This is a genomic window from Staphylococcus sp. IVB6181 (assembly GCF_025561445.1).
Taxonomy (GTDB): Bacteria; Bacillota; Bacilli; order Staphylococcales; family Staphylococcaceae; genus Staphylococcus; species Staphylococcus simulans_B.
Genome location: NZ_CP095096.1, coordinates 369,852 through 392,835 on the forward strand (window position 1 = coordinate 369,852; position 22,984 = coordinate 392,835).

13 protein-coding genes and 1 pseudogene are annotated in these 22,984 nt (G+C 40.7%); 13 read left to right on the forward strand and 1 reads right to left on the reverse strand.

What is annotated here, in order from left to right; all coding sequences use genetic code 11:
* The first annotated feature begins 97 nt into the window (after window positions 1-97).
* The 3 genes from MUA90_RS01615 to MUA90_RS01625 all read left to right on the forward strand — a co-directional run bounded on the left by MUA90_RS01615 (window position 98) and on the right by MUA90_RS01625 (window position 4,660).
* Window positions 98-553, forward strand: coding sequence for a MarR family winged helix-turn-helix transcriptional regulator (locus tag MUA90_RS01615; protein ID WP_262588781.1), 456 nt, complete (start codon window positions 98-100; stop codon window positions 551-553).
* A 349-nt stretch (window positions 554-902) separates the two neighbouring features.
* Entirely contained in the window at window positions 903-2,546 is a 1,644-nt protein-coding gene (locus MUA90_RS01620; RefSeq protein WP_262588782.1) for an alpha-keto acid decarboxylase family protein, read from the forward strand.
* Window positions 2,547-3,040: 494 nt separating this feature from the next.
* Window positions 3,041-4,660 carry a BCCT family transporter gene (locus tag MUA90_RS01625; RefSeq protein WP_262588783.1) on the forward strand — a complete coding sequence of 540 codons (1,620 nt, stop codon included), beginning with the start codon at window positions 3,041-3,043 and terminating at the stop codon, window positions 4,658-4,660.
* Between the two features lie 95 nt (window positions 4,661-4,755).
* Here MUA90_RS01625 and cudC read toward each other — a convergent pair whose 3' ends face one another.
* Entirely contained in the window at window positions 4,756-5,313 is a 558-nt protein-coding gene (gene cudC / locus MUA90_RS01630) for a choline uptake/conversion transcriptional regulator CudC (protein WP_262587917.1), read from the reverse strand.
* Between the two features lie 244 nt (window positions 5,314-5,557).
* Between cudC and betB the strand changes: the two genes are divergently transcribed.
* The 10 genes and pseudogenes from betB to MUA90_RS01685 all read left to right on the forward strand — a co-directional run bounded on the left by betB (window position 5,558) and on the right by MUA90_RS01685 (window position 22,924).
* Complete coding sequence (betB, locus tag MUA90_RS01635) at window positions 5,558-7,048, forward strand: betaine-aldehyde dehydrogenase (protein ID WP_262588784.1); 1,491 nt, start codon at window positions 5,558-5,560, stop codon at window positions 7,046-7,048.
* 111 nt (window positions 7,049-7,159) lie between these two features.
* Window positions 7,160-8,845, forward strand: a complete 1,686-nt coding sequence (gene betA, locus MUA90_RS01640) for a choline dehydrogenase (protein WP_262587919.1) — start codon at window positions 7,160-7,162, stop codon at window positions 8,843-8,845.
* Between the two features lie 458 nt (window positions 8,846-9,303).
* Entirely contained in the window at window positions 9,304-10,107 is an 804-nt protein-coding gene (locus MUA90_RS01645; RefSeq protein ID WP_262587921.1) for a YSIRK-type signal peptide-containing protein, read from the forward strand.
* Window positions 10,108-10,248: 141 nt separating this feature from the next.
* Window positions 10,249-10,806 carry a pectate lyase-like adhesive domain-containing protein gene (locus MUA90_RS01650; protein ID WP_262587922.1) on the forward strand — a complete coding sequence of 186 codons (558 nt, stop codon included), beginning with the start codon at window positions 10,249-10,251 and terminating at the stop codon, window positions 10,804-10,806.
* Window positions 10,807-10,863: 57 nt separating this feature from the next.
* Window positions 10,864-13,335 carry a G5 domain-containing protein gene (locus tag MUA90_RS01655; protein ID WP_262587923.1) on the forward strand — a complete coding sequence of 824 codons (2,472 nt, stop codon included), beginning with the start codon at window positions 10,864-10,866 and terminating at the stop codon, window positions 13,333-13,335.
* 39 nt (window positions 13,336-13,374) lie between these two features.
* Entirely contained in the window at window positions 13,375-15,636 is a 2,262-nt protein-coding gene (locus MUA90_RS01660; protein WP_262587924.1) for a G5 domain-containing protein, read from the forward strand.
* A 222-nt stretch (window positions 15,637-15,858) separates the two neighbouring features.
* Window positions 15,859-17,178, forward strand: a complete 1,320-nt coding sequence (locus MUA90_RS01665) for an ISL3 family transposase (protein ID WP_262587925.1) — start codon at window positions 15,859-15,861, stop codon at window positions 17,176-17,178.
* 353 nt (window positions 17,179-17,531) lie between these two features.
* Window positions 17,532-17,667: pseudogene (locus tag MUA90_RS14020) on the forward strand (YSIRK-type signal peptide-containing protein); the annotation flags it as partial.
* A gap of 569 nt (window positions 17,668-18,236) precedes the next feature.
* Window positions 18,237-20,081, forward strand: coding sequence for a G5 domain-containing protein (locus MUA90_RS01680; protein WP_262587926.1), 1,845 nt, complete (start codon window positions 18,237-18,239; stop codon window positions 20,079-20,081).
* 14 nt (window positions 20,082-20,095) lie between these two features.
* Window positions 20,096-22,924, forward strand: coding sequence for a G5 domain-containing protein (locus tag MUA90_RS01685; RefSeq protein ID WP_262587927.1), 2,829 nt, complete (start codon window positions 20,096-20,098; stop codon window positions 22,922-22,924).
* Window positions 22,925-22,984: the final 60 nt, after the last annotated feature.

Sequence of the window (22,984 nt, forward strand, 5' to 3'; positions counted from 1 at the left end):
TCGGGTGTGCTTTAGCTCTGATTGAACTCTTGCTATAATGAAGTTAATTGTCAGAAAATACATAATGAGAAGAATATGAAGTAAAGGAATGTATAGAATGTCCACGTATAATAACGATTACGAACACCTGCTGTTTTATTTTGCCTACAAAACATTTATCCATACTGCGGATGAGATCATAGAGAAGAAAGGTATGAGCCGCCAGCATCATCGCTTCTTATTCTTCATCGACAAAGTACCAGGGATTACCATCAAAGATTTGCTTAAAAGCATGGAAATTTCTAAACAAGGCAGCCACCAAACACTTAAAAAACTAAAAGATGAAGGTTTAGTCATCGAAAAGAAATCTCAAACAGACGGCAGAGTCAAAGAACTCTTTGTGACTGATAAAGGTCATAACTTAGTTACTGAAATCAATCAAGCCCAAAATGATTTACTTCAAAGTATCAAAAGTAAAGTCGGTAATAACTGGAATGCGATGATGGAAGAACTCGCAAGCAAACGTCCCGGCTTCCAAGAAGTAAAGTATTTAAAAGGGGATTTAGAAGAATAACGTTGATATAAAGGGAAGTATCTGTATGATATGCGGTTGCTTTCGTTAAAAAGGATACATCATTAAAAAGCAAAATCCGCACCTTTTATCAAGAAGGCGGATTATATCATGAAAAAGCAATAGACTTTGGCGGCGCGGTCGGCAAAGAAGTTTTTTAACATCGATACAAGTTTATAGAATAATTTAAATGTCTTGCGATTTCGCAAGGCTTTTTATTTGGCCATTTGGTAATATTTCAACGTATTAGATTGAAAATTGCGACTTATATAAGTCAACTTTATTGACCGAATTAATGTAAATAAGTTATTCTAGTAGTGTATTAGAAATAGAGACAAAGGTGGAATGAATGATGAATAAACGTGTAGGGGAGTATTTAATGGACTGCTTGAGCGCCGCTGGAGTAGATAAAGTATTCGGCGTTCCTGGCGATTTCAACTTAGCATTCTTGGATGATATTATCAGCAGAAAAGATATTGAATGGATTGGTAATACAAACGAATTAAACGCAAGTTATGCGGCTGACGGTTATGCACGTATGAACGGTTTAAGTGCAATGGTCACAACATTTGGTGTAGGTGAATTATCTGCAGTGAATGGTGTTGCAGGCCCTTATGCAGAACGTGTACCTGTGATCGCAATTACAGGTGCACCGACACGTGCAGTTGAAGAAGCGGGCAAATATGTCCACCATTCACTTGGCGAAGGCGAGTTCGACAACTATCGCAAAATGTTCAAAGAAATTACGACAGCACAAGGCTACATTACACCTGAAAATGCACAAACAGAAATTCCGCGCTTAATCGATGCGGCATTAGCTGAAAAACGACCTGTACACTTGCACTTGCCGATTGATGTGGCAATGAGTGAAATCGAGGTTGAAGCAGCATATGAATTACCAAAACGCCAATCAGAAGATGTCTCAAAATATATTGATATGGTCAAAGATAAATTAAACAGTGCATCACAACCTGTGATTATTGCAGGACATGAAATCAATAGTTTCAAACTGCATGAAAAACTAGAAAAATTCGTGAACCAAACACAAATTCCAGTTGCACAATTGTCACTCGGCAAAGGTGCTTTCAACGAAGAAAATCCTTATTACATGGGTATTTACGATGGCTCTATCGCAGAAGAAAACATCAGAGACTATGTAGATAACAGTGACGCAATCTTAAATATCGGTGCGAAAATTACCGATTCAGCAACTGCAGGCTTCTCATACAAATTCGATATCGATGATGTAGTGATGTTAAATCAACACAACTTCAAAATGAATGATACAGAAGCTAGTGATGTAACATTGCCTGGTTTATTAGACGGCTTATTAGAAATGGATTATGTGAATAAAGCAGATTATCCAAAATATGTACGTCCAGAAGAAGGCAACTACACATTATCAAATGAACCATTAACACAAGAAACTTACTTCAAGATGATGCAAGACTTTATTGCGCCGGATGATGTGATTTTAGCTGAACAAGGTACTTCATTCTTTGGTGCTTATGACTTAGCATTATATAAAAACAATATGTTCGTAGGCCAACCATTATGGGGCTCAATCGGCTATACACTGCCGGCAACATTAGGTACGCAAATTGCGGATCAAAACCGCCGCAACTTATTACTCATCGGTGATGGTTCATTACAATTAACAGTACAAAGTATTTCAACAATGATTCGCGAACAAATCAAACCTGTATTGTTCGTCATTAATAACGATGGTTATACGGTTGAACGTAAAATTCATGGTGAAAACGAACCTTATAACGACATCTTTATGTGGGATTACAAAGCACTGCCAGCAGTATTCGGTGCTAAAGATGAAGTGAAAATCCATGATGTTTCAACAAGCGAAGAATTGAAAAAAGCATTTGAAGCGATTAATGCTTATCCAGATATGATGCACTTTGTGGAAGTGAAAATGGGTATGCATGATGCACCGCACAAATTAGAAGCAATCGGTAAAGCTTTCGCAAAACAAAACAGCTGATCAACTCACAAATTTAATATTGATTAAAGCATCAATACACTGCACTTTTTCCTCGGCTCTTTAGAGAGTCGGGGATTTTTTGTCTGTTTTCAATGAATCAGACAGAAACGTTGTACTTTTTGAGAGGATTTCGGTCTGTTCTTCAATAATATCGAACTTTTTAAAAAGAATATTTATGCATTATTTTGGTATATTAAGTTCATTCGATTCGTTAAATTTTAACTTAACAGTGCATGATTGACGCTATTGATGCATGTCTCACTTGTGTGAAATATATATTTATTCATTCTGAGCCAAATATTTATCTGCATGAATTTGCATTTTTATAAATAATTCGTTACTGTCTTTATGTAACGTTCGAAAAGAAGTTTGAGTGAATTGATTGTAAAAATGGTGGTTAATGATCAAGTGCATCAACTTCAATAAATTAAATAGGGAGTGCAAGACTAGTGCAAAAAGCTAAAAAACAAAACAAAGCTAAAAAGTCCCAGATTATGGACTGGACGACGTTTTATGGTACGGTCTTTATTTTGCTTTTAGCAGTTGTTCCAATGATGGCTTTTCCAAAAGCCAGTCAAAAAGTAATTACAGACATTAACGCCGCAGTTTCAGATTCATTAGGTGCGGTTTACTTATCTCTAGGTTTAGTTGTATTAGGGTTCGTGCTGTATATTGCCTTCGGAAAATACGGCAATGTAACTTTGGGGAGAGCCAGCGATAAACCGGAGTTCGGCAACTTTACTTGGGCTGCGATGCTGTTTTGCGCCGGCATTGGTTCAGATATTTTATATTGGGGTGTCATTGAATGGGCATTCTATTATCAAGTACCGCCGCATGGCGGAAAAGGTATGACAGATTCTGCGTTAGAATATGCGACAATGTACGGCATGTTCCACTGGGGCCCGATTGCGTGGGCAATTTATGTCTTACCAGCATTGCCGATCGGTTACTTGGTATTCGTTAAGAAAAAGCCTGTTTATAAAATCAGTCAGGCATGCCGTCCTATCTTAAAAGGACAGACAGAAAAGCTGCCGGGTAAAATTGTAGATATTCTCTTTATCTTCGGTCTGCTTGGCGGTGCCGCAACATCATTAGGGCTAGGTGTTCCGATGATTTCTGCAGGAATTGAACGCTTAACTGGTATTGATGGACAAAATATGGTGCTGCGTTCAGCAATCTTAGTAACAATTACATTAATTTTTGCGATCAGTTCTTATACAGGACTGAAAAAAGGGATTCAATACTTAAGTGATGTCAACGTATGGTTGTCATTCTTACTCTTAGCCTTTGTCTTTATTGTCGGACCGACAGTGTTCATTATGGAAACGACAGTAACAGGCTTTGGGAATATGTTGAAAAACTTCTTCCAAATGGCAACATGGTTAGAACCCTTCGGCGGTATTGACGGTCGCAAGGAAACCAACTTCCCGCAGCAATGGACAATTTTCTATTGGTCATGGTGGGTAGTTTATGCACCGTTTATCGGATTATTCATTGCTCGTATTTCTAAAGGACGCACATTAAAAGAAGTGGTTTTAGGAACAATCATTTATGGTACTTTAGGCTGCGTATTATTCTTTGGTATTTTCGGGAACTATGCAGTGTACTTGCAAATTACACATCAATTCGATGTCATTCAATTCTTAAATGCTAACGGTACTGAAGCGACAATCATTGAAGTCATGCATCAACTGCCATTCCATAATATTATTGTGGTGCTGTTCTTAATTTCAGCCTTCTTATTCTTAGCCACAACATTTGATTCAGGTTCATACATCTTAGCATCTGCTTCTCAAAAGAAAGTGATCGGCGAGCCATTACGTGCAAACCGCTTATTCTGGGCATTTGCTTTATGTTTATTACCATTCTCATTAATGTTAGTCGGCGGACAGCGTGCACTGGATGTCTTAAAAACAGCATCTATACTTGCCAGTGTGCCGCTGATAGTAATCTTCGTCTTTATGATGATTTCCTTTATCATCACCTTGTCGCGAGATCGGATTAAGCTGCAATTAAGGGCAGAACGATTAAGAAAAGCAGAACATCGCTTACTGAAAATCAATCAAATCGCAGAAGAACGAGAAGAGGCACAATCGACAAACAGTAAAGAATAGACTGATGAAGTATTCATCATATAATTAAAACGGCCCGTACGCATTGGATTTTTGCGTACGGGCCGTTTTATGTTCTGCAAGTTGTCTCAGAACCATTATGATAAATTTTTAGGCTCGGGAATTGGGAAATATTTAAAGATTTCACCTGTACGAATTGCTTCGTTGATTTGAGATAGCCATTCGTAATAAATACGAGAGTGCTCAAGCTGGTCGCAAACCTGTTGCGCATAAGCTCTTGTCTCTTCATCAACATCATCAGCATTTAATACGTCGTGAATAATTTTTTCAGCTTCATCAAGCGAAGCCATATTGACATTGATTTCTCGCGAGAACTTTACATCAAAGAAATGTCTGAAGAACACAAAGAAATCTTTCTCTGCCACAAAGTGCTGTTTGCGGCTGCCGCGTGTAAACTGCTGCTTCACTAAATCATATTCTTGAAGCCTTTTGACCCCTGTACTCATACTAGGCTTGCTCATCTGCAATTTCTCACGCATTTGATCTAATGTCATATTATCTTCAAAGACCATAGTCCCGTAAAGGTTGCCGACACTGCGATTAATGCCGTATAAATCCATCGTTTCGCCAATCGCGCTGATTACTAAATCTTTAGCTTCTTCGATGGCGTGTTCATATTGATTTGAACCTGTCATAACTTAAACCTCCGTCCACTACATTTATATTCATTTTAGAGTTAATTCGCTGATTCGTCCAATATTGATAATTGATACGTAGACAGCTGAATTATCATGTTACTGCTATTTGCGCACAATGCTTAGTTTGCATTTGCAATTATACATAATTTCATAGTTTGACATGTTCTCTTATTCCATGCTAACATAAACTTTGTAAAATTAGTTAAATAAAAATTTAACAAAGTTAACGGAGGTCGAAATGATGGAACTTGTAGAACGTTTATCTCGCCAGCAATTTATTGATGGTGAATGGGTAGACAGTGCAAATAAAGCCACAAGAGAAATAATCAATCCTTATAATCAAGAAGTAATCTTTGAAGTCTCAGAAGCCGCACCAGAAGATGCAGAACGTGCAGTGAAAGCTGCGAGACGTGCTTTCGATCAAGGTGACTATGCGAATGAAACAAGTGAAGTCAAAGGACAAAAAGTCAGAGCAGTCGCTGATAAAATTAAAGAAAACAGAGAAGAATTAGCAAAACTTGAAACATTGGATACAGGCAAAACTTACGAAGAATCCTTAGCAGATATGGATGACATTCATAATGTTTTCATGTACTTTGCAGGTTTAGCAGATAAAGACGGCGGTGAAATCATCAATTCACCGATTCCAGGAACTGAAAGTAAAATTGTGAAAGAACCAGTTGGGGTGGTTACACAAATTACACCTTGGAACTATCCGTTATTGCAAGCTTCATGGAAAATCGCACCGGCACTTGCGACAGGTTGTTCATTAGTGATGAAGCCAAGCGAAATCACACCACTAACAACAATTCGTGTCTTTGAATTAATGGAAGAAGTCGGTTTCCCTAAAGGTGTTATCAATTTAGTATTAGGTGCCGGATCAGTTGTTGGCGACGTATTATCAGGTTCTCCTGAAGTCGACCTAGTATCATTTACCGGCGGAATTCAAACTGGTAAACACATTATGAAACAAGCAGCGAACCATGTTACGAATGTTGCATTAGAACTTGGCGGCAAGAACCCTAATGTGATATTCGAAGATGCAGACTTTGATTTGGCAGTAGACCAAGCACTAAACGGCGGTTACTTCCATGCCGGACAAGTTTGTTCAGCAGGTTCACGCATCATTGTTCAAAATTCAATTAAAGAGAAATTCGAAAAAGCATTAGTAGAACGTGTTGAAAAAATCCGTTTAGGCAACGGCTTTGATGACACAACAGAAGTCGGCCCGTTAATTTCAGCTGAACATCTGGCTAAAGTAGAAGGCTACATGGATGTTGCAAAAGAAGACGGCGCAACAATTGCGACAGGGGGCAAACGTCCAACAAGAGAAGACTTGAAAGACGGTTTTTTCTTTGAACCGACAGTGATTACAAATTGCGATACGTCAATGCGTATTGTACAAGAAGAAGTATTCGGACCAGTTGTGACAGTAGAAGGATTCGAAGATGAAGCAGATGCTGTGCGTCTTGCGAATGATTCTATCTACGGTTTAGCAGGTGCAGTGTTCTCTCAAGACATCGGTAAAGCACAACGTGTTGCGAACCGTTTACGTATGGGAACAGTTTGGATTAACGATTTCCATCCTTACTTTGCACAAGCACCATGGGGCGGCTATAAACAATCAGGTATCGGCCGTGAACTTGGCAAAGAAGGTTTAGAAGAGTACTTGGTTTCAAAACATGTATTAACGAACTATCAACCAGAACCAGTGAATTGGTTTAAAGGATAATAATTTTAAATAAAGCGAGAATACAGGCAAAGCAGAGGTACAAGTCCTCATATTTGCCCCTCTGTTCTCGCCATTTTTATGACAAATCATGGATAAAAAGGAGAAAGAGCTATGACGAAATCGTATGATTATGATTATATTATTATCGGCGGAGGCAGTGCCGGTTCAGTATTAGGCAATCGTTTAAGTGTGAACAAGAACAATGAAGTATTGGTATTAGAAGCAGGACGCAGCGACTATTTCTGGGATTTGTTTATTCAAATGCCGGCAGCGCTGATGTATCCATCAGGCAATCGTTTCTATGACTGGATTTATGCGACAAACAACGAACCGCATATGGGCGGACGCCAAGTTGCACACGCCCGCGGTAAAGTATTAGGCGGATCAAGTTCAATCAACGGTATGATTTATCAGCGCGGCAATCCTATGGACTATGAAAAATGGGGTGCGCCAAAAGGTATGGAAACATGGGACTTTGCGCATTGCTTACCATATTTCAAACGTTTAGAAACAACATTCGGTTCTAAGAAAGATGACAAATACCGCGGCCACCATGGTCCAATCAAATTAAAACGCGGACCGGCTAAGAATCCGTTATTCCAAGCATTCTTCGATGCTGGGGTACAAGCAGGCTACAATAAAACACCTGATGTGAATGGTTTTCGTCAAGAAGGTTTCGGACCTTTCGACAGCCAAGTGCATAACGGCCGCCGTGTATCAGCTTCACGTGCTTACTTGCATCCGGTAATGAAACGTAAAAACTTGCATGTGAAAACACGTGCATTCGTTACAAAACTGAACTTTGACGGCAACAAAGTAACAGGCGTTACTTTCAAACGCAACGGTAAACTTCATACTGTTACAGCAAAAGAAGTGATTTTATCAGGCGGCGCATTCAATACACCGCAAATACTTCAATTGTCAGGTATCGGTGATTCTGAACACTTGAAATCATTAGGAATTGAACCGCGTATCCACTTGCCAGGTGTCGGCGAAAACTTTGAAGACCACTTAGAAGTGTACATTCAGCACGCAGCGTCTCAACCAGTTTCAGAACAACCGAGCTTGAATCCGTTGAAGATGCCTTGGATTGGTCTGCAATGGATCTTCAGCCGTACAGGCCCAGCCGCAACTAACCACTTTGAAGGCGGAGGTTTCGTACGTTCTAATGATGACGTGAAATATCCAAACTTGATGTTCCACTTCTTGCCGTTAGCTGTACGTTATGATGGACAAAAAGCAGAAACACAACACGGTTTCCAAGTACACGTCGGACCAATGTATTCTAACTCACGCGGCAGCTTGAAGATTAAATCGAAGGATCCTTTTGAACATCCAGACTTTGTCTTCAATTACTTATCAACTAAAGAAGATGAACGCGAGTGGGTAGAAGCCATCCGCGTTGCGAGAAATATTTTATCTCAACCAGCATTAGCACCTTATAATGCAGGAGAAATCTCACCTGGACCAGAGGTACAAACAGATGAAGAGATTTTAGATTGGGTTCGCCGCGACGCAGAAACGGCATTGCATCCATCATGCAGTGCGAAAATGGGACCTGCTTCAGATCCTATGGCAGTTGTCGATCCGTTAACAATGAAAGTACACGGCATGGAAAACTTGCGTGTTGTGGATGCATCAGTAATGCCTACAACAACAAACGGCAACATTCATGCGCCAGTATTAATGATTGCTGAGAAAGCTGCAGATATCATTTTAGGCAACACACCAATGGAACCTGAATATATGGATTACTACCAACATGGCAAGCATGACAAAAATGCGGGTACAGTATAATATTACTCATTTAGAGGTTTTCTACTTTGTAGAGAACCTCTTTTTTTAAATTTATAAAAACTTTTTTTCAGATTTTAAAGTAATCTAACAAATGTTTGGTAAAAAACCTTGAATGCCTTGTCATTTCTAAATTTGCTGAAATAGTGTTTATAATTACACGTTTGTACAAATATTAAGTTATTGTAAATTTGCTTTAGTAAAACCTAATAATTATGAAAAGTTTGTTCTATTTATGCAATGATTATTCAGAAATTTTAGACTTGTCAAATAAATCTAGTAGACATTGATTTAGAATGTTGTATAATTGGTTCATGGTTACTAATTGCGAAAAGAAAATAAAACTAAATAAAATCAATTATGCTTAATTCGATAGAAAGCAACTTGGGTTTGTGTAATGATTTTGATTTAGCAAAATTGACAGTAACCGTTTTATTTAAAAGTAAATAGGGGGAAATTTCATGAAGAAATTGGATTTTTTACCTAATAGACAAAACAAGTATTCTATCCGTAAATTCACGGTAGGTACTGCGTCTATCTTATTAGGAACAATCTTGATTTCCGGGGCAACTGAAGAAGCAAAAGCTGCTGAAACAACAGATACAGGCAGCCAAACATCAACTTCTGATACTACCGGATCAACTGACACTTCAAGCACACAAGCTGCAGAAACAGGGGCACAAACGACAAATACACAAACTGAGTCAAATATTCAACCTACCGATAGTTCGAAAGAGGCATCGTCTTCTACAGAAACACAAGCACCATCATCAAGTACTTCAGGTACAGCAGATTCTACAACTGCACCGAAAACATCAGATGCACCGACAGCTGATAGTACACAAACAACTGACAATTCAACATCAGCTACACAAGCACCTGATGCTGCGCCAGCACCAGAAACTAAAGCGGACGCAACTAACGACCAGTTGGCAGGCGACACTGCAGCTGATACATCAAAAACACAAACTGATTCAGGATCATCAGCGGATACAGCTCAACCATCAACCGACCAACCATCAGGTCAAAATGATACATCAAATACAACTGCACCTGATTCAGCTTCAGGTACAACTTCAGGCACAACTGAAGCACCAAAAGCAGATGCACAAGCACCATCAGGCGACTCAACTACAACGTCTCAAACTACTGAAGCGCCAAAAACAGATGCACCAAAAACAGATGCACCAAAAGCAGATGCGCCGACTGGTACTACTGACAATACAACGTCAGAAACACAAGCACCAGAAGCACCAACATCTTAAAGCAATACAACACAACAACAATCAGGTACAGCTGACAGCACGCCGACATCAGGCACACAAACTACATTATCAGCACCAGAATCTGGTCAAACAACAGCACCTGATACAAGCACTGTAACTTCAGCGCCTTTAGCGCAAGATGTGACGTCTGCATTAGAAGGCAGCACAGATCAATCAAAAGCGTTAACTGATTACTTAGCGACTGAAAACAACTTGTCACCAGAAACAGCACAACAAGTTGTGGATGGTATGAATGTTGATTTAGCAAGTGCATCTAACGAAGAAATCTCAAATGCATTGATTTCATCATACTTGCTTAATTCACAAAATGCGCCTGGAAGCGAACCTTTAGCAGATGCTTCAACATTGCAAGCACCAGCTCAAAGTTCACAAACTTCACCAACAGGTACAACAATGTTCCGTTCATTAGCAGCGGTACAAGAACCTGCAACACAAGTTGGAACTTGGGATGAATATGTTGCAGCGATGAACGATACTTCAGTATCTAACATCCAGTTGACAGGTGATATTACTGCGAACAAACTTGGTTCTTTAACTGCAGGTACTGGACGCAGCGTGACAGTTGACGGCGGCGGTTATACATTAGACACTGCTAACTATTACTTGAACGCACCAGTTAACAGCGGCAACTGGGATATCAAATTGCAAAATACAAATCTTAAAACGAACATTTCATAAGGATTTGTAAACTTTGCGCCAAGCACAACAACTCAACATACATTAACTTTAAGAGATGTGACACACACTGGTAAGAACATTATTAATGACACGAATATTAATAATAATGTGACAGTCAACCTTGAAGGCAATGTAACATCTACAAGTACAGATAATGTGGTTGCGAATGCGACAATCGGTGCGAAGAATATCAACATTGCACCTTACGCGACTGTAGATATGACACGTACTGGCTTAGGAAGTGCTTTCCAAGCATCAGATAACGGTTCAATCACTACAGGTACAGGTTCAACAGTGAATGTGGACGTTTCAGCTTCAAATCCATGGGGCGTTTCAAACGGCAACACTGCATTCAAATCAGGCAACAATGTCACTGTTCAATTAGGTGACGGCTCAACTACAAATGTTACAGGCCAAAATATCTTTGATTTCGGCAACGGCGGTACTTTAAATACAGGTATCGGTTCAACAGTGAACGTTGACCAAAAAGGTAACGGCAACATTGTGAACATGGGCAAAAACAGTACATTTGAAGTTGCACAAGACTCTAAATTCATCGCATACTCTGACGGACACCGTATCGGTAACTGGGAGCAAGATAACTTAATCGGTTTAGACGGCAACTCACAAATCTTAGTTGATGAAAATGCGACATTGTTCTTAGATGCGAAAAACCATCAATGGAACCCTGATACGCAAACACAAGTCGGCGCTTACAACGACTTAGTGAACATTAACGCAGTAGGTGATGAAACAGCATTACTACACGTTAAAGATAACGCAACATTAGATTTGCGTACGGATAACTGCAACTACTATGCAGAGATTATTTCAATTCCTCTAGGCGGTACAAACCCAGACCGCAGATATATCTTTGATGATGCATACTATGTGAACTTGCAAAAAACAAGCAAAGTCACAAGCGGTCAAAGTGCGAATGGTGAAAAACCAAACTTAATCTTTATGGATCCAGGTTCACCAGGTTACTTCCAATGGAACGGTTCATACATTGCGAAAACTTGGGATCCGTTACACTTCAGCGATCCTAACCAACACGCTGATGCGGATAACGTATGGCAAGATGTTGTTGACTTAAGAGCAGAACAAGAAGGTTTCTCTACAGGTGTTCCGACTTATAATGAGCAAGAGTCTACATTAACAAGTACTACAGGTACACCATTATCTGAATTAAACTTAAACTATGCACAACGTTTAGTATTAATCAGTAACAACTCAACAAACCCTGAAGCTGTTCCGCCAGAAACAACAACAGAAGTGATTCCTCCGGGAACAACTTATCAGCCAAATCCAGATCCGACACAACCAATCGGAACTGAAACAGTTATTACACCAGGTACGCCAGGCGAACAAACTGTTACAACTGAACCAGGTAAAGATCCAGTTGTAGTCGTAACAACTCCGCCGCAAGATGAAGTAGTAGGTGTAAATAACCAAGAAGTTGCGACAACACCGATTCCGCATGACACAACGTATGTAGGTGTAGAACAACCAGTGGGCTATACAAATGTACGAACACCTGGTCAAGACGGTTCAACAACAACGACAACTACGTACACAGTTGATCCTAATACTGGCGAATTAACTAACCCAGTTACAGATACAACAACTGTAGATCCAGTAACACAAGTGAATGAAGTAGGTACTCAAGAAGTTACAACTGAACAAGTACCATACACAACACTTATTCGTGAAAACCCTGAATTACCGCAAGGTACACAAGTTGAAGTACAACCTGGTATCACAGGCGAAACTCAAACAACTACAACTTATACAGTAAATCCAACAACTGGCGCATTGGAAAACCCAACTTCTAATACGGTCACAACAGTTGAAAAACAAGACCGCATTATTGAAGTAGGCGTAGGTACAACTGCAGTTGTGACGAACCCGATTCCGCTAGAAACAACATACGAACCAAATCCAGATCCGAACCCTGAAACAGGTACAACAACTGTTATCACACCAGGTCAACCAGGTGAAGAAACAGTAACAACTGAACCAGGCAAAGACCCTGTAACTGAAGTAACAACACCACCAGTAACAGAAGTTATCGGAGTGGACAACGAAAGTTCAGTAACAACACCGATTCCGCATGATGTAATCGACCGTTACAACCCTAACTTACCTGTAGGTTCAAAAGATGTATTAGTACAACAAGGTAAAGATGGTTCAACAACAACGACAACTACGTATACAGTTGATCCGAATACAGGTGAATTGTCTAACCCAGTAACAAATACAACGACTACTCCGCCAGTAGATCACATTACAGAATACGGTCCGGTTGAAGGCGGCACAGTATACCAACCAGATCCGAACTTACCAGTTGGCGAAACAAGCACAACACCAGGTACACCTGGAGATCCGAACGACCCTAATAACCCGCCGACAGATACAGTAGTGAATGTAGGTAACGTTCAAACTGAAACAACACCGATTCCGCATGATGTAATCGATCGTTACAACCCTAATTTACCTGTAGGTTCTAAAGACGTATTAGTACAATAAGGTAAAGATGGTTCAACAACGACAACAACAACTTACGATGTGGATCCTAAGACTGGAGAGTTAATCAACCCTCAAACAACAACTGAAACAACACCACCTGTAGACCACATTACAGAGTACGGTCCAGTTGAAGGCGGCACAGTTTATCAGCCAGATCCGAACTTGCCAGTTGGCGAAACAAGCACAACACCAGGTAAGCCAGGAGATCCGAACGACCCTAACAACCCGCCGACAGATACAGTAGTGAATGTAGGTAATGTTGAAACTAATACAACACCAGTACCGCATGACACAACGTATGTAGGTGTAGATCAACCAGTAGGTTATACAAATGTACAAACACCTGGTAAAGATGGTTCAACAACAACTACAACAACTTATGAAGTGGATCCTAATACTGGCGAATTAACTAACCCAGTAACTAATACAACAACTGTAGATCCAGTAACACAAGTGAATGAAGTAGGTACTAAGCAAGTTACAACTGAACAAGTACCATACACAACAATCACAAGAGAAAACCCTGACTTGCCAGCAGGTACTCAAATTGAAGTACAACCTGGTATCACAGGCGAAAATGAAACAACAACTTATACAGTGAACCCTGAAACAGGTGCACTGGAAAACCCAACTTCAAATACGGTAACTAAAGTTGAAAAACAAGACCGCATTATTGAAGTAGGTGTAGGTACTACTTCTGTAGTGACGAATCCGATTCCGCCAGAAACAACGTACCAGCCAAATCCAGATCCAAACCCTGAAACAGGTACAACAACTGTTATCACACCAGGTGAAGAAACAGTAACAACTGAACCAGGTAAAGACCCTGTAACTGAAGTGACAACACCACCAGTAACAGAAGTCGTTGGTGTAGATAACGAAAGCACAGTTACAACACCGATTCCGCACAAAGAAATCAACCGTTACAATCCTGATTTACCAGTTGGTTCTAAAGATGTGTTAGTTCAAGAAGGTAAAGATGGTTCAACAACAACTACAACGACTTACGATGTAGATCCTAAGACAGGAGAGTTGACGAACCCTCAAACTTCAACGACTACAACACCACCGGTAGACCGCATTACAGAATACGGTCCAGTCGAAGGCGGCACAGTTTACAAACCGGATCCGAACTTACCAGTTGGCGAAACAAGCACAACACCAGGTAAGCCTGGAGATCCGAACGACCCTAACAACCCGCCAACAGATACAATCGTACATGTCGGCAATAAAACAACAGAAACAACACCGATTCCTTACAACACAATCGACCGTTATAACCCAGAATTACCTGTAGGTGCGAAAGATGTAGTAGTTCAAGAAGGTCAAAACGGTTCTACAACGACAACAACAACTTACGATGTAGATCCTAAGACTGGCGAATTAATCAACCCACGTACAGAAACTTCAACAACACCAGCAGTTGACCGCATCACAGAATACGGTCCAGTCGAAGGCGGCACAGTTTACAAACCGGATCCAAACTTACCAGTTGGCGAAACAAGCACAACACCAGGTAAGCCAGGTAATCCAAATGATCCGAACAACCCGCCGACAGACACAGTGATTCACGTTGGTAATAAAGTAGTGGAAGAAAATGATGTACCATATGAAACAATCTATCAAGATAATCCAAACTTACCAGTTGGAACTGAAAGAGAAATTCAACCAGGTATTACTGGCAAAACTCAAACAGTAACAACTTACGATGTGGATCCTAAGACAGGTGAATTGATTAACCCGCGTACTGAAACAGTAACTGTGACAGATAAACAAGATCGCATTATTGAAAGAGGTACAGGTCAACCAGCACCTGAACAGCCTGGTGAAACACCTAACCAACCAGAAGTTCCTGGTGAGACACCAGAACAACTAGAAGCACCAGTTGAAACACCAGAACAACCAGAAGCACCAGCTGAGACACCGGCACAACCAGAAGCACCAGCTGAGACACCAGCACAACCGGAAGCACCAGCTGAAACACCGGCACAACCAGAAGCACCAGCTGAGACACCGGCACAACCAGAAGCACCAGCTGAGACACCGGCACAACCAGAAGCACCAGCTGAAACACCGGCACAGCCACAAGCACCAGCAACACAAGCACCTGGCAATGACGTAGCTCAAGATGAGTCTGTCCCAACTCAATCTCAAGAACGTCAAGCTGCCAAATCAGATAAAGAAGCTTTACCTGATACAGGTCAAAATGAAAACAAAGGTGCATTATTCGGCTCACTATTCGCTGGATTAGGCGCATTGTTCTTACTTGGTAAGAACCGTCGCCGCAAAGACAATAAATAAGTCCCAAACAGCTTACTGTCAAAAAAATGTAAAAGAAATTTCAAAACTCCTATAGAAATATGAAATTGATACTGGCGTCCCTCTTAAATGAGGGGCGTTTTTTGGTTCTTCATCTTTTATGGTGGGAAGGTAAAACTTCCCGCCTTTTTCGATACACAAAAAGCGCAATTGCCTCTATAATTTAAAGTGACCAAACCCAAATTAAAGGAGACAAGTGCGCCTATGTGTAATGATACATTAGAAATACTAAGAATAAAAGATAAAAATATCAAATCTGTTAGCCAAGATATTGATGTAATAGTAAAAGGAAAGAAGTCTACGGTTGTTAATGCTGTACTTACGTATAAGCCTTCGGCTTGTCCTTGCTGCGGAATTAAAAATGAAGGACAAATTCATAAGCATGGTAAACGAGTTTCTCGTATTACCTTGCTTAAAACTCAAGGCTATAATACATATCTAAACTTAGCCAAACAGCGCTTTAAGTGTTTAGAGTGTAATACAACTTTTACTGCTGAAACTGATGTCGTAGATAAGACACGATTTATTTCTAATTATGTGAATCAAAAAATAATTGAAGAAGCCACGAAAGTCAAAACAGAAATAGATACTGCAGAAGACAACTGTGTTTCTCCATCTACAGTACGTCGTATTCGAAATAAAGCAGTCAATACTTTACTTATCAAGCCTTTCGATAATCTACCTGAACATTTGGCAATCGATGAATTTAGAAGTGTAAAGAGTGTGACTGGCTTAATGAGTTTTATATTTATTAACAATGACACACATGAAGTTCTAGATGTTTTAGAAAACAGAACTTCGGGTTATTTAAAAGCTTATTTTGAACGCTTTGATCGAAAAAATAGACTTAAAGTTAAAACAATCACTATTGATATGTTTGAACCCTATTTATTCTTATTTAAAAAGCTCTTTCCTAATGCATCTATAATCTTTGATAGATTTCATATCGTTCAGCACATGAATAGAGAGTTAAACTTCTATCGCAGAGAAGTAATGAATCGTTATAAAGACAAAGATGGAAGGGAATACCCTGTTTTAAAGAACAAATGGAGGCTTCTTTTAACAGACAAACGTAAACTCTTCATGATGGATGGTATTTGGGACGGTTCCTTTAGATGTTATAAAAAAGGTTATGATCTAGTGAATTTTATGCTTCAAACAGATGAAAAGTTAAAAAATTCATACGAACTAGTACATGATTTACGCGAAAGTTTAAAATTATGTAATTGGAAAGATTTTATCAATCGTTTGAACGACGTTGATAAAAACTCAATCAGTAAAAACATATGGAAAGTAGTAACATTTTTTAGAAAGCATCAAGAAATACTTCGAAATACGATTTACAATCCCTTATTAAATAACGGTGCAATAGAGGGTATTAACAATAAAATAAAGTTAATTAAGCGAATTTCATATGGATACAGAAGCTTTAATAACTTAAGAAACCGTATAATGCTGGTATTTAGTTTATTTAAAAACAAAAAGAAAAAGACAACCAGACCCGTACATCGGATGGTTGTCTAAATGATAGAATTCGAAGAATTCCAATCAAAATTAAGTTCTTTAAATTATTCACCCACCACAAATGGTGGAGAACCCGTTTTTTTGATGTTTAATAAGGAAGTTTCTTCAATTATTTGTCATTAATTTGTATGTTTAGTTTTATTAGTGTGTGATAAAAGAAGATATAAGGATAAGTACAACCTGTTTGCCAAATATTAAGATTTTGTTCAACATTGCTAAATGCAATATATACTTATAGACATTTATTGAGTAACAGGTATAATTATTACAATTAACAAAAATTCAAGGGCAGCATCGTTTTTAAACAAAGGGATAAAGTTAAGGTTTTTTAATCATGAGGAGGAATTTTTTCTATGAAAAAATTAGATTTTCTTCCTAATAGACGTAATAAATACTCTATTCGTAAATTTACGGTGGGTACGGCTTCGATACTATTAGGAACAATGTTGATTTTAGGCACGAATGATGAAGCAAAAGCTGCGGAAACAAGCAGTTCTAGTTCATCAGGCAGTGATTCAAGTACTGGCAGCGGCAGTGAAGGTTCAACTGATCCGACCGCAACACCAACAACAGACAGTGCATCAACACCTGAACCAAAGACGCAAACTGCGCCATCAGATACAACAGTGCCGGCAGAAAGCCAACCAGCTGCAGAGAGCCAGCCAACAACAGAAGCACCGACGACTGAAACTGCGCCATCGACTGGTACAGAGACAACACCGGCTGAGCAGACACCGGCAACAGAAGCACCGGCTGGTGAAAGTTCGGCAGGCACATCTGAACCTACACCTGATACGGCAGCACCAACGCAAGAATCAAATTCAACAACGACAAAAACACCAGCAACAGAAACAAATTCAAATACGACAGCACCTGTTGCTTATGACACGATTTATCAAGAAAATCCTGACTTGCCTGTAGGCGTTCAAAATGAATTGCAAGCAGGGATTACAGGGGAGACGACAACAACGACTACGTATACAGTTAATCCTGAGACAGGTGCGTTGTAAAATCCGACATCTGCAGATACGACTACTATCGCAAAACAAGATCGTATTGTGGAAGTAGGTACAGGTACAACTGTAGTTACAACAGCACCGATTGCGCCGACAACAAGCTATGTAGCTGACCCGAATCCAGATGCTGGTGCAGGGGATCAAACAGTAGTCACACCGGGTACACCAGGTGAAGCTACAACGACAAAAGAACCAGGTCAAGACCCAGTCACAGAAGTGACAACACCGCCGGTAAATGAAGTGATCAGTGTCGATAATGTAGACACAGCAACAAGTACGCAAAGCTTTGACACTATCACACGTTATAACCCGAATTTACCAGTCGGCAGTACCAATGTGATTGCACAACAAGGTCAAGACGGCGTAACAACAACGACAACAACATACGATGTAGATCCGAATACTGGCCAATTATCGAATCCGCAAATTTCAACACAAACAACACCGCCAGTAACACAAATTGTGGAATACGGTCCAGTCGCAGGAGACACGGTCTATCAAGCAGACCCAAGCTTGCCTTATAATCAAACGACGACGATTGAAGGTACACCAGGAGATCCGAACGACCCGAATAACTTGCCTACTGATACTATTATTAAAGTCGGCAACACAACACATGAGGTTGCGCCGATTCCATATGATGTTGAATATGTAGGTGTCAGTCAGCCGACAGATTATACGAATGTCAGAACAGAAGGACAAGCAGGTTCAACTGCGACAACAACGACGTATGATGTCGATCCGAATACAGGTGCCTTATCTAATCCAGTCACAACGCTTCAAACAGTACCGCCGATTACACAAGTCGTTGAAAAAGGTACAGTTCAAGTTACGACTGATACGGTAGCTTATGACACGATTTATAAAGAGAACCCTGATTTGCCTGAAGGTACACAAAACGTTGTACAACAAGGTGTAACAGGACAAACACAAACGACAACAACATATACAGTTAATCCTGAAACAGGTGCGTTGGAAAATCCGACATCTGATACAGTGACAACGCAATACAAACAAGATCAAATCATTGAAGTCGGTACAGGTGTCACAACAAGTACGACATCTCCAATATTGCCTGAAACTATTTATCAAGCTAACCCAGATGCAGATGCGGGTACAGGCGACTTAACAGTCTTGGTACCAGGACAAGAAGGGGTTGCGACAACGGTAAAAGAACCAGGCAAAGAAGCAGTAACGACAACAACGACTGAACCGGTGAATGAAGTGATTGGTGTCGATAATGTGGACACAACAACAAGTACGCAAAGCTTTGACACTATCACACGTTATAATCCGAATTTACCAGTCGGCAGTACCAATGTGATTGTGCAGCAAGGCCAAGATGGTGTGACAACGACGACAACAGTTTATGATGTGGATCCGAATACAGGACAATTATCGAATCCTCAAGTTTCTACAACGACGACACCGCCAGTCAGCCAAATTGTAGAATACGGGCCAGTCGCAGGCGGTACAGTTTATCAGCCGGATGCTAATGTTCCTTACAATCAAACACAAACGGTTGAAGGAACACCAGGCGAACCGAATGATCCGAATAACTTACCGACAGATACAATTATTAAAGTCGGTAATGTACAAACAGATGTGACACAACAACCGTATGACACAACGTATGTTGGGGTAAATGAACCGACAACATACACGAATGTACAAACGCAAGGTCAAGACGGTACAACAATCACAACTACAACTTATACTGTGAACCCTGAAACAGGCGCACTTGAAAATCCAGTCGATACCACAACAACGCTTGTGGAAAACAAGACCAGATTATTGAAGTCGGTACAGGTGTTACAACATCTACGACGACGCCGATACCTCCGTCTACAACATATCAAGCCAACCCTGATACAGATGCTGGTGTAGGTGATCAAACAATTGTGACACAAGGACAACCGGGCGTTTCTACAACTGTGAAAGAACCAGGTCAACCAGCGGTTACTACAACAACGACAGAACCAGTGACAGAAGTGATTGGTGTCGATAACGTGGATGTAGCTGAACAGCCGATTCCTTTCAATACGATTGAACGTTATAATCCGAACTTGCCTGTCGGTACAACCAACGCAGTCGCACAAGAAGGACAAAACGGTGTCACAACAACAACGACAACATATGAAATCGATCCGAATACAGGCGCATTGTTGAACCCTGTTGTTGAAACGACACAAACAGCACCGACTGACCGAATCATTGAATACGGTCCTGTCGCAGGAGAAATTATTTATCAGCCAGATCCAAGTCTTCCAATCGGGCAAACAACGACAACAGAAGGCACACCAGGCGACCCGAATGACCCGAACAACTTGCCTGCAGATACGATTGTTAACGTTGGCAATGTGGATACAGCAACAACAGTATTACCGCATGACACACAATATGTCGGTGTTACTCAACCAACCGGCTATACTAATGTACAAACAGCAGGTATAGATGGTGCAACGACGACAACAACAACGTATACAGTAGATCCAGCAACAGGAACTTTAAGCAATCCAGTTGCAGCATCAACAACAACTGAACCTGTGACAGAAGTGGTTGAAATCGGTACACAACAAGTGACAACATCAGATGTTCCTTATACGACAATCTATAGAGAGAACCCAGATTTAGCACAAGGTACACAAAATGAAATCCAAGCGGGTATCATTGGGCAAACACAAACGACAACGACTTATTCTGTGAATCCTGAAACGGGCGCATTGTATAATCCGATCGCAAATACAGTGACTTTAACAGAGAAACAAGACAGAATTGTCGAAGTCGGAACAGGTGTGACGGTGACAGAAACAACAGTGATTCCGCCGCAAACAGTGTATGAAGCAGCACCGAACCCTGACCCAGGCGCAGGAGATACAACAGTCATCACACCAGGTGCTGCAGGAGAGTCTACGACAGTCAAAGAACCAGGACAAGACGCAGTCACAACTGTAACAACACCGCCGGTTAATGAAGTGATTGGTGTCGATAATGTCGATACACAAACAACAACATTACCGTTCGATACACAATATGTAGCAGTAGATCAGCCGATTGGATATGAAAACGTTGCGACAACAGGTCAAAATGGTACAACAACGACGACAACGACATATCAAGTGGATCCGAATACAGGTGCGTTGATTTATCCAACGACAACCACAGCAACAACTGAACCTGTGACACAAGTGATTGAAATCGGTACGAAACAAGTCACAGTGAATGATATTCAGTACGATACGATTTACAGAGATAACCCGAACTTGCCTGTAGGAACTGAGAATGAAGTCCAAGCAGGTGTGGTTGGACATGAAGAAGTGACAACAACGTACAGCGTGAATCCGACAACTGGATTATTAGAAAACGGTGTATCTGTAACGACAACATTAGTTGAAAAACAAGACCGTATTATTGAACGCGGTACAGGTGTGACAACGACACAAACAACAGAAATTCCGCCGAAAACAGTATACGTTGCTGATCCTGACAGTGATGCAGGTATTGGCGGTACAACTGTACTGACACCTGGACAAGCTGGTTCTCAAACTGTAACGACAGAACCAGGTCAAGCACCTGTGACACAAACAACACCTGCAGTCGATCAAGTGGTGGGTGTCGATAATGTGGATATCAATACAACAACAGTGCCGTACGATACACGTTATGTAGGTGTCAATGAAGCGGTCGGCTATGAAAATGTATTAACACCGGGACAAGATGGTACCACTACAACGACAACCACTTATGAGGTTAATCCAGATACCGGCGAATTGGTAAATCCGCAAACTGCGACATCCAATACACCAGGTACGACACAAGTCATTGAAGTCGGTACAACGCAAGTGACGACAGATGAAGTGAATTTCGAAACGATTTATGTAGAGAATCCAGACTTGCCGCAAGGTACACAAAATGAAGTACAAGCAGGCATTGTCGGACAAACACAAACAACAACGACTTATACAGTCAATCCTGAAACAGGTGTATTATCTAATCCGACAACGAATACTGTCACAACAAAAGAAGCTCAAAATCGTATTATCGAAGTCGGTACAGGTGTGACAACATCTACAACAACACCGATTGCGCCGACAACAAGCTATCAGCCGCAGCCGGATGTGACACAGCCGATTGGCGAACAAACAGTGATTACTCAAGGTGTGCCAGGAGAATCGACAACAACGAAAGCACCAGGACAACCTGCAGAAACTGTGGTAACAACACAACCGGTTAATGAAGTCATCGGTGTCAATAACGTGACGCAAACAGAAACAGAAATTGCGTACGATACGATTGAACGTTATAACCCGAACTTGCCGACAGGTACAACAAATTATATTGCACAAGCAGGTCAAAACGGTTCCACAGTTGAGACAACAACATATGAAGTCGATCCAAATACAGGTGCGTTATCTAATCTGACAACACAAACGCATACGATTGACCCAGTGACACAAATTGTGGAATACGGTCCAGTCGCAGGCGGTACGATTTATCAACCTGATTCAACGTTGCCGGCAGGACAAACATCAACAGTGCCAGGAACACCAGGCGACCCGAATGATCCGAATAACTTGCCGACAGATACAGTAGTTAAAGTAGGTAATGTGACAACAGAAACAAGTCCAGTACCATACAACACACAATATGTAGCAGTGGATCAGCCGACGACTTATACGAATGTACAAACACCAGGCGTTAATGGTTCGACAACAACAACGACAACGTAAAAAGTAGATCCAAAAACTGGTGCACTGCAAAATCCAGTCACTACAACGACAACATCACCC